The organism is Bacillus sp. NPDC094106 (assembly GCF_044764345.1).
Classification (GTDB): domain Bacteria; phylum Bacillota; class Bacilli; order Bacillales; family Bacillaceae_G; genus Bacillus_A.
This window is the reverse complement of the sequence record NZ_JBIWHY010000004.1, coordinates 131,839-144,846: the sequence shown is the minus strand read 5'-3', so window position 1 is coordinate 144,846 and position 13,008 is coordinate 131,839. Positions and strand designations below refer to the sequence as shown.

At 36.9% G+C, this 13,008-nt stretch carries 19 protein-coding genes and 1 pseudogene; 13 read left to right on the top strand and 7 right to left on the bottom strand.

Annotated features, from left to right (window positions below; genetic code table 11):
• Nucleotides 1-141 precede the first annotated feature (141 nt).
• On the top strand, nt 142-978 hold the full coding sequence (locus ACIQ7L_RS07495; protein ID WP_400567889.1) for a lipoate--protein ligase family protein: 837 nt from the start codon (nt 142-144) through the stop codon (nt 976-978).
• 30 nt (nt 979-1,008) lie between these two features.
• On the opposite strand, the gene ACIQ7L_RS07490 is transcribed toward ACIQ7L_RS07495, so the two are convergent.
• From ACIQ7L_RS07490 to ACIQ7L_RS07480, 3 genes are all read right to left on the bottom strand, one after another.
• On the bottom strand, nt 1,009-1,851 hold the full coding sequence (locus ACIQ7L_RS07490; protein WP_400567887.1) for a hypothetical protein: 843 nt from the start codon (nt 1,849-1,851) through the stop codon (nt 1,009-1,011).
• A 200-nt stretch (nt 1,852-2,051) separates the two neighbouring features.
• Nucleotides 2,052-2,723 (bottom strand): DUF1129 family protein, encoded by a 672-nt coding sequence (locus ACIQ7L_RS07485; protein WP_400568174.1) that lies wholly within the window; start codon nt 2,721-2,723, stop codon nt 2,052-2,054.
• A complete protein-coding gene (locus ACIQ7L_RS07480; protein ID WP_097896852.1) occupies nt 2,723-3,046 on the bottom strand; it encodes a PadR family transcriptional regulator in 324 nt (107 codons plus the stop codon). The genes ACIQ7L_RS07485 and ACIQ7L_RS07480 overlap by 1 nt, the downstream gene beginning before the upstream one ends.
• A 239-nt stretch (nt 3,047-3,285) precedes the next feature.
• On the opposite strand from ACIQ7L_RS07480, the pseudogene ACIQ7L_RS07475 reads away from it, so the two are divergent.
• Both ACIQ7L_RS07475 and mntR read left to right on the top strand, forming a co-directional pair.
• Nucleotides 3,286-3,432, top strand: a pseudogene (locus tag ACIQ7L_RS07475) (spore photoproduct lyase family protein); the annotation flags it as partial.
• Between the two features lie 144 nt (nt 3,433-3,576).
• Nucleotides 3,577-4,005 carry a transcriptional regulator MntR gene (gene mntR, locus ACIQ7L_RS07470; protein WP_097897058.1) on the top strand — a complete coding sequence of 143 codons (429 nt, stop codon included), beginning with the start codon at nt 3,577-3,579 and terminating at the stop codon, nt 4,003-4,005.
• Between the two features lie 52 nt (nt 4,006-4,057).
• Here the strand turns inward: mntR and ACIQ7L_RS07465 are convergent, their stop codons facing one another.
• Both ACIQ7L_RS07465 and ACIQ7L_RS07460 read right to left on the bottom strand, forming a co-directional pair.
• Nucleotides 4,058-4,459: an SA1362 family protein gene (locus ACIQ7L_RS07465; protein ID WP_097896849.1), complete on the bottom strand. Its 402-nt coding sequence runs from the start codon at nt 4,457-4,459 to the stop codon at nt 4,058-4,060.
• A 79-nt stretch (nt 4,460-4,538) separates the two neighbouring features.
• Nucleotides 4,539-5,462, bottom strand: a complete 924-nt coding sequence (locus ACIQ7L_RS07460; protein WP_400567885.1) for a DUF1385 domain-containing protein — start codon at nt 5,460-5,462, stop codon at nt 4,539-4,541.
• 244 nt (nt 5,463-5,706) lie between these two features.
• On the opposite strand from ACIQ7L_RS07460, the gene ACIQ7L_RS07455 reads away from it, so the two are divergent.
• Genes ACIQ7L_RS07455 through efp form a run of 4 tightly spaced genes read left to right on the top strand, consistent with a single transcriptional unit; the run spans nt 5,707 to nt 8,331 of the window.
• Nucleotides 5,707-6,192 (top strand): YqhR family membrane protein, encoded by a 486-nt coding sequence (locus ACIQ7L_RS07455; protein WP_400567884.1) that lies wholly within the window; start codon nt 5,707-5,709, stop codon nt 6,190-6,192.
• 53 nt (nt 6,193-6,245) lie between these two features.
• Nucleotides 6,246-6,686 carry a type II 3-dehydroquinate dehydratase gene (gene aroQ, locus ACIQ7L_RS07450; RefSeq protein ID WP_400567883.1) on the top strand — a complete coding sequence of 147 codons (441 nt, stop codon included), beginning with the start codon at nt 6,246-6,248 and terminating at the stop codon, nt 6,684-6,686.
• Between the two features lie 4 nt (nt 6,687-6,690).
• On the top strand, nt 6,691-7,752 hold the full coding sequence (gene pepQ / locus ACIQ7L_RS07445) for a Xaa-Pro dipeptidase (RefSeq protein WP_400567881.1): 1,062 nt from the start codon (nt 6,691-6,693) through the stop codon (nt 7,750-7,752).
• A 21-nt stretch (nt 7,753-7,773) separates the two neighbouring features.
• A complete protein-coding gene (gene efp / locus ACIQ7L_RS07440; RefSeq protein WP_400567879.1) occupies nt 7,774-8,331 on the top strand; it encodes an elongation factor P in 558 nt (185 codons plus the stop codon).
• A gap of 35 nt (nt 8,332-8,366) precedes the next feature.
• Here efp and ACIQ7L_RS07435 read toward each other — a convergent pair whose 3' ends face one another.
• Both ACIQ7L_RS07435 and ACIQ7L_RS07430 read right to left on the bottom strand, forming a co-directional pair.
• Nucleotides 8,367-8,687: a hypothetical protein gene (locus tag ACIQ7L_RS07435; protein WP_400567878.1), complete on the bottom strand. Its 321-nt coding sequence runs from the start codon at nt 8,685-8,687 to the stop codon at nt 8,367-8,369.
• The gene (locus tag ACIQ7L_RS07430) at nt 8,684-9,247 is read right to left on the bottom strand and encodes a GNAT family N-acetyltransferase (protein WP_400567876.1); all 564 of its coding nucleotides are present in this window, start codon (nt 9,245-9,247) and stop codon (nt 8,684-8,686) included. The genes ACIQ7L_RS07435 and ACIQ7L_RS07430 overlap by 4 nt, the downstream gene beginning before the upstream one ends.
• Nucleotides 9,248-9,453: 206 nt before the next feature.
• Here ACIQ7L_RS07430 and ACIQ7L_RS07425 point away from each other — a divergent pair, with 206 nt between their 5' ends.
• Genes ACIQ7L_RS07425 through spoIIIAE form a run of 6 tightly spaced genes read left to right on the top strand, consistent with a single transcriptional unit; the run spans nt 9,454 to nt 13,006 of the window.
• A complete protein-coding gene (locus ACIQ7L_RS07425; RefSeq protein WP_400567875.1) occupies nt 9,454-9,735 on the top strand; it encodes a YqhV family protein in 282 nt (93 codons plus the stop codon).
• 27 nt (nt 9,736-9,762) lie between these two features.
• Nucleotides 9,763-10,689 carry a stage III sporulation protein AA gene (gene spoIIIAA, locus ACIQ7L_RS07420; RefSeq protein WP_097896840.1) on the top strand — a complete coding sequence of 309 codons (927 nt, stop codon included), beginning with the start codon at nt 9,763-9,765 and terminating at the stop codon, nt 10,687-10,689.
• On the top strand, nt 10,683-11,198 hold the full coding sequence (spoIIIAB, locus tag ACIQ7L_RS07415) for a stage III sporulation protein SpoIIIAB (RefSeq protein ID WP_400567874.1): 516 nt from the start codon (nt 10,683-10,685) through the stop codon (nt 11,196-11,198). The genes spoIIIAA and spoIIIAB overlap by 7 nt, the downstream gene beginning before the upstream one ends.
• A gap of 14 nt (nt 11,199-11,212) precedes the next feature.
• Nucleotides 11,213-11,416: a stage III sporulation protein AC gene (spoIIIAC, locus tag ACIQ7L_RS07410; RefSeq protein ID WP_098562477.1), complete on the top strand. Its 204-nt coding sequence runs from the start codon at nt 11,213-11,215 to the stop codon at nt 11,414-11,416.
• 23 nt (nt 11,417-11,439) lie between these two features.
• Nucleotides 11,440-11,823 (top strand): stage III sporulation protein AD, encoded by a 384-nt coding sequence (spoIIIAD, locus tag ACIQ7L_RS07405; RefSeq protein ID WP_097896838.1) that lies wholly within the window; start codon nt 11,440-11,442, stop codon nt 11,821-11,823.
• Nucleotides 11,824-11,833: 10 nt separating this feature from the next.
• Nucleotides 11,834-13,006 (top strand): stage III sporulation protein AE, encoded by a 1,173-nt coding sequence (spoIIIAE, locus tag ACIQ7L_RS07400; RefSeq protein ID WP_400567871.1) that lies wholly within the window; start codon nt 11,834-11,836, stop codon nt 13,004-13,006.
• The last annotated feature ends 2 nt before the right edge of the window (nt 13,007-13,008 follow it).

Here is a 13,008-nt window from a genome sequence, read left to right as displayed (position 1 = left end):
CTTTCAATATTATAATGCCCATATGTATTTATGCAACAGATTCATGTGGGTATAAGAAGAAATTTCGTATTCTTTCACAAATTTTGTCGAATTTGATAGACTAGAGATTGTGAAAAAATAATTGGTTATATGAGGTGCAGGATGGGAAAAGAAAAATGGTGTTATATTAACTCTGGTCAATGTTCGCCGGCATTTAATATGGCGTTAGATGAATGTTTATTAAATTGGCAAAGCGAAAAGAAAATGCCTCCAACCATTCGTTTTTATGAATGGGAAGTGCCAACATTAACAGTGGGGTATTTTCAGCGTGTAGAAAAAGATATCAATATGGATGTAGTAAATGAAAAGAAATATGGCTTTGTTCGCCGACAAACAGGTGGTAGGGGCGTATTGCATGATAAGGAATTGACGTACAGTGTGATCGTCTCTGAAGATCATCCCGATATGCCTAAAACAGTTACAGAAGCGTATCGCGTCATTTCGCAAGGGCTGCTAGAAGGTTTTAAGGCGCTAGGATTAGAAGCGTATTATGCGGTTCCAAAAACAGAAGCGGATCGTGAAAATTTAAAAAATCCACGTTCAGGTGTATGTTTTGATGCACCGTCCTGGTATGAAATTGTCGTTGAAGGTAGAAAAATTGCAGGAAGCGCTCAAACGCGTCAAAAAGGTGTAATTTTACAACACGGATCGATTCCATTAGAAATCGACTTAGATGAGCTGTATGATTTATTCTTATTCCCAAATGAGCGAGTGAAAGAGCGTATGAAGAGCATGTTTTCTTCTAAAGCTGTCGCAATCAATGAATTAACAGATCGTACGTTTACAATCGAACAGTTGATTGAAGCGTTCCAAGCTGGATTTGAAAAAGGCTTACATGTAGAACTTGTACCGTATGAATTAACAGAAGAGCAGCTTCATGAAGTAGAAACATTAGCAAAAGAAAAGTATGAAAGTGATGAATGGAATTATAAAAAATAAGGAGATGGCAATTGCCACCTCCTTATTTTTTTATAATAAATTAAATACTTTTTCTACTTTGATTCCTTTTTCTTGTAAAGAACGAAGACGATTTACAACATCCATAATTTCTTTATCGAATGTAACACTAATTCCTTGGCTCTGTAATTCTTCTTTTAAAGTTTCAATAGAATCATCTATATCGATGCCAAGCTCATAATCTTGACACACTTCAATTGTCTTTTTTACAAGCTTTACATAATTTTCTTGTAATTTTGAATTGGTCTCAGTTGTAGCTGTTTGCTTCGGTTTTGTAGGTATAGCTGCAACCGTTTCTTGCTTTGTAACAGGAGTCGGTACTTCCTTTTTTACAGGTGCTGGAGTAGGTGGTTCTACAACCGTTTCTGAACGCACTGGCTTCGGCGCTGGTGCCGGAGTAGGTTTAGGAGCTACAGCAGGTTGTTCAACGCGTGTAACAGGTTTTGGAGTAGCTGGGACTACTTTAGGAGCCTCTACGACTACTTCTTGTTTGGGAGCTGTTTCTACAGGTGTTACGTCCTGTTCAGCAGCTTCTTTATTTTCTTTACTCCACATAACGCGTTCAATTTCTAGGGAAACATTGTTTTTGTTCATTGCTGTTAATGTAACTTTACCAACTTCAGCGTTACCTGTGAAATCGACAATTTTATAAATTACACTTTTGTTCCAATCCACATTTCCGCTCAAAAATAATTCTTCGTTACATTTCGGCGTTAAGCCCTCGATTTTAATTTCTGCGTTTACACCGTTTTCACTATATACCATAATTAGCGAAGCACTTATATCTTCATCTGCTAACATTAGTTCACGTACCATTTTGCCGGTGCGTACTTGCGTTTTCTTCTTAAGTGACATCAAATTTCCCCTCTCAAAAATTCAGTAATAATAAAAAAATCGTATAACGAAAAATAATTGCTCACGAAGAAATATGATACCGATAATAAAAGCATCACGTCAACAATTTACGTTAATTATTTTGCATTTTTCTTTTTTTCTTTATGAAATTTTTCAATTTGTAAAATTATACAGAAGAAAAACAGCCTTTCAAAAGGCTGTTAAAAGTTTGATTTTTTATATAGCAGTTTATATACAATATAAAAGAAAATAGCGATTAAAGCATTTTGCCAAGTTGTTAAATGATAAGAAAGATAAGGTTGTTTTTTAAAGTAAATGTTTATAAATACCGCTGAGCAAAATGGAATAGAAAATGCGAGTCCGAACAGAATTCTTCTTTTCCAATTCATTGTTTGATTAAAGGAATAGCGCTTTAGTAAATATAAAATGAAAAGTATGCCTAATATAATAATTAAAATGGAAAAAGTAGTTCCAGGAATACTAAATGATGGGCCTGTCAATTGAGTTGTTTTTTCAAAAAGTAAAATAAAAAATGAAACAATTGTATCCATCCCAAATTGTATAGCAAGTAACAAACTAATAGCAAAACCAATCATGGATGTTTTTGCTAATTTTGTTTGGTTAGGTAAAGCTAGTATGAGCTCATCACAATAAGATTGCAAGTTATCACCAAAAATATCATAAGCATTCTTACCATCTTTTTGAGCTTCAATAAGATGGTCTAAAATTTCTAGTAATAGCTCCTCTACTTGTTGCTCTGGAACATTAGCTAATCGTAGGTATACCAACATGTCCCCATAAGCAACTTCATTTTCAGGTGTTAGAAGCTCACGTTTTTTGTTATTAAGTTCTACCAATTCGTTTGCGTTCATCATTCAGACTCTCCCCGCAATAAATTATTTACCGTTGTTGAAACCATCCCCCAGCTCTTTTTAAACTCTTCTAGCTGTTCGAATCCTTTATCCGTTACATGGTAATATTTTCGCTTTGGACCAAGGCTTGAAGCTTTTAATGTACCAGCAATGAGTTTTTCTTTTTGCATTCGTAATAAAAGGGGATAAATGCTACCTTCGCTTACGAATGTAAAACCATGTTGGTTTAATTTCGTACTTAGTTCGTACCCATACACCTCTTCTTGGGAGATGATGTATAAAATGCATCCTTCGAGCACACCTTTTAGCATTTGACTATGCATGAGTTCACCACTTCCTAGTAACTTGTTGTGCAAGGTAGCTGTTATTTGAATTATAGCACTTCAGTAACTTGCTACGCAAGTTACTGAAGTGCTAAACTTTAAAAAGTGGTAATCTTTCTCTGCTATCCATACTAAAAAAGGGGGATTGTATGAAGCTGTTTATGCCAAATCTCGTTTATTTCGAACCAAAGGCGTTTGAATACCCGTTTGGAAAAGAGCTATATGAGAAATTTACAAAGGATGAAGAAAAACGAAAATATAAGTGGGAACGGTGTGGAATCGGAAAATATGTGTATCAAAAAGATGATGCGGTGAGGCTAGAAGAAAAGATTAGAGGTTATATTCATAAATCTTTCCCTAATGCGGAAATTCAATATTTTACATGAGAGAATCTGTAGATGAATACAGATTCTTTTTTGTTTTATATATTTAGGCTTGTTTCCACCCTTGTCACGTTATTCTTTCTGGTGTATCATTTTATTGATTGCTTAGTGCGGAATACACAAAATGAAATTGGATGGTGGAAACCGATGCCTACCCCTAGTATGGAAGATTATATTGAACAAATTTATTTGTTGATTGATGAAAAGGGATATGCCCGCGTATCTGATATTGCTGAAGCGCTTAGTGTGCATCCATCCTCTGTAACAAAAATGGTACAAAAATTAGATAAAGATGAATATCTAATTTATGAAAAATATAGAGGGCTTGTATTAACAACAAAGGGTAAAAAAATCGGAGAACGTCTTGTATATCGTCATGAATTACTAGAGCAATTTATGCGTATTATCGGTGTGGATGAAGGCAAGATTTATAATGATGTAGAGGGAATTGAGCATCATTTAAGCTGGGAAGCAATCGATCGTATTGGTGATTTAGTACAATATTTTGAGCAAGATGAGCTTCGAATTGAAACACTTCGCGGTGTTCAAAAAGCAAATGAAGAGCAGGGGAAGTAAAGGGAACGAAATGCGTTTCCTTTTTTGTTTGAAAAAAGAAAGACCGTATTTCCTAAAAGGAAGCACGGTCTTTCTTTTTATTTTTTTTACCTTCAATTACGGTTAAATGAGATTGCTTTCGTTTCCGTTTTAACGAAGTTGGATTTCCTTTCTTCCCTTTGTCATCGGAAGCGTTTCGTTTTAAGAAAGAATTGCTTAGGGGTGCTACATTTTGTTTTCCATATTTGCGGTTCGATTGTTTCGCAGCACGCTTATAGGAGTTTTGCGAATTGGCTGAACCACTGGAGTTTGTGAACATTTTGTATAGCAAGTAAAAAATACCAACAACAAGTAACATAATACCAATGTTTTGTAACATTCCTTTCGGATCTGTAATTGCAGATGAAACGAGACCAAATATTGCTAAACCAATAATAAGCACAAATATAGCGAACATAAACGAACGACCGTTCATAAGGAACACCTCCTAAAAACATATATTAAAATTAGTATATTAGCGATGAGGAAAGGAGTTGAACATCATTTTTAAATAATTATTGTTGTTTATTTTCTAAACGTAATAATTCTTCAAATGATGCGATTGCAACTTCAACTTGATCATCTGCAGGTTCTTTTGTTGTTAATAGTTGAAGCCATAACCCAGGGTATCCTAATAGGCGTAAAACCGGAATATCTCGCAAACGATTTGTAAACTGCAAGACTTCAAAAGAAATACCAAGAACAACTGGAATCAATAAAATACGGTTTACAACTCGGATCCAAAGAGGATCAGTTGGAACAAGAAAGTAGATGAACATTCCGATAATGACTGTAAATATAATAAAACTACTTCCGCAGCGATAATGGAGGCGGGTTTGTTTTTGAACATTTTCTACAGTCAGTGGCAGGTTATTTTCATAAGCATTAATTACTTTATGTTCCGCACCGTGATATTGAAATACCCGCTTAATAAGTGGGGTTAGTGAAACAAAGTATATATAGCTCAGTAATAGAACGAGCTTAATGATGCTTTCGACAATGATTTGCCCAGTATGAGATGGGAAAATCGGCCTTGTCAATTCCGCTAAAAGTGCCGGAACCGCCGTGAAAATGACTTTACCGAATATAAATGATAACACCCCGACTGCTGCTACTCCTAATATCATCGTTAATTTTGACTGTTCTTCTTTTTGGTGTGCAAGTTGTTCATCATTTTCTGGATGAACGTCGAATCGTTCAGAAGCAAAGTTTAAATGCTTTGCTCCATTGGCACTTGCATCAATAATAGCGGCGATGCCTCGTAAAAAGGGAACTTTCTTTAGTACGGTTAATACCTTATTACGAACGCGTGGCAATCGATAAAATTCGATTGATTCATCTTTACGACGAACCGCTGTAACAGTATATTCTCTACCGCCAAACATAACTCCTTCTATGACCGCTTGCCCACCATATATTTGTTTTGACTCTTCTGCCATGTTAACACCAACCTGTATTTGTTTCTCTCTTATTATAGAAAAGAGGTAATTGTCATACTTGGTTCTGTCATTGTGAGATTTGACAATCACCGAGTTTCCTATATTTTATCGAGAAATACAAGCGGATGACAAGAAAAAATATTACGAGAGTAGGACATTTCTTATTCTTTTTATAGACAAATTTCGCATGATTTAAACATGCTTCAAAATAGTTTCGGGCATACTAGTAAGCGGAGGTGGCAACGTGAAGCAAGAGCAATCAGGAATAAATAAATTTGTACAGATTGGTTTATTTGGTGGTGTTTTTTGGGGAAGTATATGGTATTTTCTTCATTTTTTTTCATTTACAGAAGCTGGACCAAACTATTTGCTTTTACCATTTGCCCTTGGGAATTGGAAAGAAGGAGCTTGGGGAAATGTATCGGGTATAGCCTGTATGGGGCTTCTTTCTATTTTAGTGGCGTTTCTCTATAAGGCTCTTTTCAAAAGATTTGAAGGGGTACTACCTGGAATGTTGTATGGACTTTTTTGGTGGAGCATTTTATTTTTCGGGCTTGGTTCTATTGCACCTGTTATTAAAAATGCACTTCATTTACCGAAAGAAACAATTGTTACAACGATATGTATTTTTATTTTATATGGTGTATTTATTTCATATTCTGTTTCGTTTGAAGCGAATAATGAGAATCGAGGAGAAGGTACAGAGAAGACAAACTATTCAAATAAGTGATTCCTGTGTTAGAATGTTGTATAGACATTCTTTATATTAAGGAGTTTAAGAAGATGAAAAAATTACTCCTCGTAAACGGTCCTAATCTAAATCGCCTCGGTGTTCGAGAGGTGAATGTATATGGAAAAGGAACGTTAGCGACGCTTGAAACAGAGATAAAGCAAGAAGCAGAGAAATTGGGAGTGGAGTTAGAGTGTTTCCAATCGAATCATGAAGGTGCTCTTATTGATATCATTCATGAGGCTGATGATATATATGAAGGAATCATTTTAAATCCAGGAGCATTTACGCATTATAGCTACGCGATCCGAGATGCGATTGCGAGTATTTCGATTCCCGTTATTGAGGTACATATTTCTAACATCCACCAGAGAGAATCGTTTCGTCATGAATCGGTGACGGCAGCTGCCACGGCAGGACAAATTGTTGGATTTGGTTTTTATGGCTACAAGTTAGCGTTATTTGCATTATTGGAGAAACTTAGGGAGGCATAAACTGATGGAAAAAATCACGAAATTAAGAAGTGCATTTAATGAAGCTGGTATTGATGGTATTTTATTAACGAATGAGTATAGCCGTAGATACATGACGAATTTCACAGGGACAGCTGGTGTCGTACTTATTTCTAATGAGCGTGCGCTGTTTATTACAGATTTCCGCTACGTAGAGCAAGCTGGTAAACAAGCTGTTGGCTATGAAATTGTACAGCATACAGGACTAATTCTTGATGAAGTTGCCAAACAAGTGAAAGAATTAGGAATTCAAAAGCTTGGCTTTGAGCAAGATACTCTTACATATAGCTCTTATACAGCACATAAAGAAGCCGTTGAAGCGGAATTTGTTCCAACTTCTGGGCTTGTAGAAAAGTTACGCTTGATTAAGACGGATTCAGAGATTAAGATATTAAAGGAAGCTGCACAGATTGCAGATGCTGCCTTTGAACATATTCTATCATTCATTCGCCCAGGAGTATCTGAAATTGAAGTGTCAAATGAACTTGAATTTTTCATGAGAAAACAAGGAGCAACATCTTCTTCGTTTGATATTATCGTTGCTTCAGGTCTTCGTTCGGCATTACCGCACGGCGTGGCATCTGAAAAAGTGATAGAAACAGGAGATTTCGTTACATTAGACTTCGGCGCTTATTACAAAGGATATTGCTCTGATATTACTCGTACGATTGCAGTCGGTGAACCATCTGATAAATTAAAAGAAATTTACAGTGTCGTTTTAGAAGCGCAGCTGCGTGGTGTGAACGGCATTAAAGCTGGTTTAACTGGCCGTGAAGCTGATGCATTAACACGTGATTACATAACGGAAAAAGGATACGGTGAATATTTCGGTCACTCTACTGGTCATGGAGTGGGTCTTGAGATTCATGAAGCACCAGGCTTAGCATCTCGCTCTGAAACGGTACTTGAGCCAGGCATGGTTGTGACAGTAGAGCCGGGTATTTATATTCCAGGTGTTGGTGGTGTACGTATTGAAGACGATATCATCGTAACAAGTGAAGGTAATGAAGTAATTACGAAATCACCAAAAGAACTTATTATTTTGTAATACACAGGAGGATTTTTTTACATGATTTCAGTAAACGATTTTCGTACAGGTTTAACAATCTCAGTGGACAATGCCCTTTGGCAAGTAATGGATTTCCAACACGTAAAGCCAGGTAAAGGTGCTGCATTCGTTCGCTCTAAACTACGTAACCTTCGCACAGGATCTGTTCAAGAGAAAACATTCCGTGCTGGTGAGAAAGTAGAAAAAGCACACATCGAAAACCGTCGTATGCAATACTTATACGCGAGTGGTGAGTCTCACGTATTTATGGATAACGGAACTTATGAGCAAATCGAACTTGGTCAAGCTCAAATCGAGCACGAACTAAAATTCTTAAAAGAAAACATGGAAGTATCTATTATGACATACCAAGACGAAGTACTTGGTGTTGAACTTCCAAATACTGTTGAGTTAAAAGTTGCAGAAACAGAACCAGGTATTAAAGGTGATACAGCTTCTAACGTAACAAAACCAGCTACATTAGAAACTGGTCTTGTTGTACAAGTACCAATCTTCATTAACGAAGGCGAAATGCTTATCATCAACACAGGTGAAGGTAAATACGTTTCTCGTGCATAGTTAGAAAAAGCACTCGTGATTATCACGAGTGCTTTTTACATGTAATAAGGTAAATAATAAATAATGGTCGCAATAAGACTAATGACGACAAGAGACAGAGTACCAGTTATGTATGGATTTAAATTGATTTGAAATGGCTTTATCTCTCCCGTTTCAACACCCGTCAAGCCTTTATATACAGCATGATCCATATTGGCATTCCTTGATGTACTCATGATAATGAACCATATAACCGCAAATATACCTAAACTTCCTAGAAAAAAGGTCTCTATAAATGACCAACCAACTAGTTTTGAAAAGAGGTAGATACCAACAAGCTCTAATACAATTGTCATAAAGAATTTAACTTTCTTCATTTTGATACCTCCTCGTTCTTTCCTTTCATCCAATTTAAAAAGTTTTCTCGAGAGACAACGTGTAGTGTACAAGGAGACTTTGTTTCCTTTTCTAATGCAGCGTGTTCATCTGGAAATTGCTGTTCTACGTGTAGTGACATATAAGGTAATTTCTCCTGCGCTTTTAAAGAACGGATATTCGTAGTTTTGGCACCAGCAAATACATGTTTTAGATGTAATTCTTCAAATGCGATTTTTAAAATCTCCTTTTTAGCAGCCTCATTATATCCTTGTCCCCAATAAGGATAACCTAGCCAACTACCGATATGAGATTGTCTTTTTTCATAATTGATGTGCTTGAGGGTAGTGATGCCAATTACTTCTTCTTTTTCATTTACAATCACTCTTGATAGAGAATGCTTTTTCTGTTCTTCTGCCATTGTAAAACGAATAAATGCTTTCGTGTCTTCGATAGTCTCCACTTTTAGACCTAGGCTGTCTTTTACATGTGGATCGCTTGATAATGTAAAAATGATTTCTGCATATTGTAAATCGAGTGGCAATAATAGGATATGTTTCATAAACTATCTCCTTTCTTTTAAATATAGCATAACTAGTGTGAATTTTCGGATTTTAACGATAATTAAAGTAGAAAAATTATGTTTTTACTTCTGAAATAGACAACCTCTGCATATGGTTGTACAAATCTATTCTTTTTGAAATACGGCTTTTTCAGTAAGTTTAAGAAGCTGCTTGAAACGTAATTGTTAGGGGAGAAGGTGGAAGAATGAAACAGTGGCTGGCGGCAATGGAAACATCCGTGCTTGTCATGGGATTGCTTCGGCTGTTTTCAGGTAGTGCGGAGATATTCGCCGCTTTGCTTATGCTCTATGTGAATGATGTGAAAAAGGCATTGTTTATAAACGGTATGTTGGCATTTGTTGGACCGACTGTATTAATCATAACGATGTCAATCGGCATTGCGAGCGTCGCAAGTGAAATTTCTTTTTTGAAACTTTTTTTTCTAACTCTTGGAATTGGCTGCATTTTTATTGCAGTGTTGAAATAGTAAGTCAATTATGGTGGGGAGAAGCCGATGAAGGAAGTATTAGAGGTTTTACCAAAAACGATGAAACAGTTCATCGAAGGCTGTAAACAATATCATGAATTAGAGGAAATCCGGGTTCGAATTGGAAGGCCGCTCGAATGTATCGCATACGGAGAGGTGTTTTTTTATGATTATATCGTCACAGCAGAGGATGCCATTTATTTATTAAATAAGCTGAGTCAATATTCAATTTATACGATGGAAGAAGAGTTAAAACGCGGGTATGTTACGCTGCGTGGTGGTCATCGGATTGGTTTGGCGGGAAAAGTAATTACAGAGAAAAGTGCAGTGAAGATGATCCGAGATGTTTCATCATTTAATATTCGGATTGCTCGTCAAAAAATGGGAATTGCCGAACCTCTTCTTTCCTATTTGTATGAATCACGTTGGTTAAATACGATGGTAATTGGACCGCCACAAACAGGGAAAACAACACTTCTCAGGGATGTGGCACGTTGTATGAGTCAAGGGGTCCGTCCTCATGAAATTCCTTCTTGTAAAGTGGGAATTGTTGATGAACGCTCAGAAATTGCGGGATGTGTAAAAGGGATTCCGCAATATGAATTTGGTCCACGGGTTGATGTGCTGGATGCTTGTCCAAAAGCAGAAGGAATGATGATGATGATTCGTTCTATGAGCCCGGATGTATTAATCGTTGATGAAATTGGGCGCATGGAAGATAGTGAAGCAATTATGGAGGCAGTCCATGCTGGTGTTCAGCTTTTTATAAGTGCGCACGGATTTTCTTTTGATGATGTAATGAAGCGGCCATCTTTAAAGGCTGTAATGGAGCTTGGTGTGTTTGATCGCTTTATTGAACTATCAAAAGCAAAGGGTCCTGGAACGGTTGTTCAAGTGAAGGATAGAGATGGAAAGCCTGTTCAAAGGCGAGGGAAGGTTCAAAGCGTATGGTAAAAATATTTGGTGCGGTGTTAATTGTAGCAGTTACTACTTTCTTTGGTTTTTCGTACGCCAAAAGATATAGTGAACGTCCGCGTCAACTGAGGCTTTTAAAAGCAGCGCTTCAATCGTTAGAAGCTGAAATTATGTATGGGCATACACCTTTATCTGAAGCGGCAGAACGCTTAGTAAAGCAAATGCCGAGGCCACTACATTGGATATTTCAAAGTTTCTCTAAGCGGCTAGAGAGCGGTGAGCAGACAGTTAGAGAGGCTTGGCTTGATAGTTTACAAGAAAATTGGAAACTAACTGCATTTAGACAAACCGAATATGAGATTTTGCAACAATTCGGTGAAACGTTAGGGCAGCATGATCGTGAATCGCAGCAAAAACATATTCGCTTATGTATTACACATTTAGAAAGAGAAGAGGGAGAAGCGAAAGCGCTGCAACTTCAATATGAAAAGATGATAAAAAGCTTAGGTGTGTTAGCAGGACTACTCATTGTAATTTTACTGCTATAGGGGGGAGAAAGGCGATGTCCATTGATGTTGAATTAATATTTCAAATCGCCGGAATCGGCATTGTTTTAGCTTTCATTCATACCGTATTAAAAGAATTAAAGCGAGAAGATATTGCAAACTGGGTTATTCTCGTTGGGTTTGTCGTTATTTTATTTCATGTTGCATTTCTGATTAATACTTTGTTTGACAAGATAAAAAGTGTCTTTCTCTTCCAGTAAAGGAGGCGGTTCGAATCGAGATTATACAAATTGTCGGATTAGGCCTCGTCGCAACTTTTTTAGCTGCTGTTTTGAATCAACATAAATCTAGTATCACGTCGTTGTTCATTGTGTTCATTGGTAGTGTAATGTTTCTTTTATTAATCGATCAAATCCATTCTATTTTAAGGATGATTGAGAGAGTTGCAAGTGAAGCGAAGGTAAGCAATGTATACGTAGAAACGCTGCTAAAAATCATTGGCATTGCTTATATTGCCGAATTTGGTGCTCAAATTACAAAAGATGCTGGCCAAGGGGCGATTGCTTCAAAGATTGAATTGGCAGGGAAAATTTTAATCCTTGTCATGGCTATTCCGATTTTGACAGTTGTAATTGAAACAATCCTTGGTTTTTTACCTACGGGATAAGGGGGAGTGAATGTTGCGAAGGTTTGGAGCTAAGCTACTGTTTGCTTGCTTCCTTTTCTTTTCTTTACCAATTGTTGTACAAGCTTCTCCTTTAGAAAAAAACGTCGTAGATCAGCAATTAGATAAACTCGGAATCGAAGATGTGAAGCAGTATTGGGACGGGCTTGTCACAAAATATGGAGGCTATTTACCAGAGAGTCAAAAGGGAAGTTTTATGGAATTTGTAAAGGGAGAAAAGGAATTTTCTGTAAAAGAGTGGATGACAGGGCTATTGAAATATTTGTTTCATGAGCTTGTTGCAAATGGAAAATTACTTGGGACGCTCATTATGCTCACAATTTTTAGTGCATTATTACAGTCCTTACAATCCGCTTTCTCAAAGAGCAGCGTGAGTAAAATTGCTGATGCAGTTGTATATATGGTGCTGATTATTTTCGCTTTAAATAGTTTTTATGTAGTCATGACGTATGCGCGAGAAACAATTCAAACGATGGTAGATTTCATATTAGCTCTACTTCCTATTTTACTAGCACTCATAGCGACAGGGGGCGGGGTTGTATCGGTATCATTCTTCCATCCGATTATCATTTTTTTAATGAATACAAGTGGGATGCTCATGAACTATATTGTACTTCCTCTTTTATTGCTTGCGACGATCTTAAGTATTGTGAGTACAATGAGCGATCAATATAAAGTTACGAAATTGTCCAAGCTCCTGCAAAATGTAAGCGTTGGGATTATTGGTATCTTTTTAACTGTTTTTCTCGGTGTATTATCAGTGCAGGGGACAGCAACAGCAGTTGCTGATGGGATAGCAGTTAAAACAGCGAAGTTTGTAACAGGCAACTTTATTCCGGTGGTAGGAAGGATGTTTACAGAAGCGGCAGATACTGTGATTAGTGCTTCTGGGTTGTTAAAGAATACAGTCGGGATTATCGGGCTTGTTATTTTATGTTTAATCGTTGCGTTTCCGGCGATTCAAATCTTTTGTATTGCATTTATTTATAAATTTGCCGCGGCAGTACTACAGCCAGTTGGCGGGGGAGCTATTATTCAGTGCTTGGATATTATAGGACGAAGTATTATCTATGTATTTGCTTGCTTAGCTATCGTATCGTTTATGTTCTTTTTAAGTATTACCATTATTATTGCCGCGGGGAACATTACCCTTATGATGCGATAGGA

Bases quoted from the DNA above. Each gene is read 5' to 3' on its own strand.
- ACIQ7L_RS07435 (WP_400567878.1), bottom strand. From the start codon at position 8,687: ATGAAGAAAGTTAAATTCTTTATGACAATTGTATTAGAGCTTGTTGGT.
- efp (WP_400567879.1), top strand. From the start codon at position 7,774: ATGATTTCAGTAAACGATTTTCGTACAGGTTTAACAATCTCAGTGGAC.
- spoIIIAC (WP_098562477.1), top strand. From the start codon at position 11,213: ATGTCCATTGATGTTGAATTAATATTTCAAATCGCCGGAATCGGCATT.
- spoIIIAE (WP_400567871.1), top strand. From the start codon at position 11,834: ATGTTGCGAAGGTTTGGAGCTAAGCTACTGTTTGCTTGCTTCCTTTTC.
- ACIQ7L_RS07485 (WP_400568174.1), bottom strand. From the start codon at position 2,723: ATGAACGCAAACGAATTGGTAGAACTTAATAACAAAAAACGTGAGCTT.
- ACIQ7L_RS07460 (WP_400567885.1), bottom strand. From the start codon at position 5,462: ATGGCAGAAGAGTCAAAACAAATATATGGTGGGCAAGCGGTCATAGAA.
- ACIQ7L_RS07465 (WP_097896849.1), bottom strand. From the start codon at position 4,459: ATGAACGGTCGTTCGTTTATGTTCGCTATATTTGTGCTTATTATTGGT.
- pepQ (WP_400567881.1), top strand. From the start codon at position 6,691: ATGGAAAAAATCACGAAATTAAGAAGTGCATTTAATGAAGCTGGTATT.
- ACIQ7L_RS07480 (WP_097896852.1), bottom strand. From the start codon at position 3,046: ATGCATAGTCAAATGCTAAAAGGTGTGCTCGAAGGATGCATTTTATAC.
- ACIQ7L_RS07425 (WP_400567875.1), top strand. From the start codon at position 9,454: ATGAAACAGTGGCTGGCGGCAATGGAAACATCCGTGCTTGTCATGGGA.
- mntR (WP_097897058.1), top strand. From the start codon at position 3,577: ATGCCTACCCCTAGTATGGAAGATTATATTGAACAAATTTATTTGTTG.
- ACIQ7L_RS07430 (WP_400567876.1), bottom strand. From the start codon at position 9,247: ATGAAACATATCCTATTATTGCCACTCGATTTACAATATGCAGAAATC.
- aroQ (WP_400567883.1), top strand. From the start codon at position 6,246: ATGAAAAAATTACTCCTCGTAAACGGTCCTAATCTAAATCGCCTCGGT.
- spoIIIAB (WP_400567874.1), top strand. From the start codon at position 10,683: ATGGTAAAAATATTTGGTGCGGTGTTAATTGTAGCAGTTACTACTTTC.
- spoIIIAA (WP_097896840.1), top strand. From the start codon at position 9,763: ATGAAGGAAGTATTAGAGGTTTTACCAAAAACGATGAAACAGTTCATC.
- ACIQ7L_RS07495 (WP_400567889.1), top strand. From the start codon at position 142: ATGGGAAAAGAAAAATGGTGTTATATTAACTCTGGTCAATGTTCGCCG.
- ACIQ7L_RS07490 (WP_400567887.1), bottom strand. From the start codon at position 1,851: ATGTCACTTAAGAAGAAAACGCAAGTACGCACCGGCAAAATGGTACGT.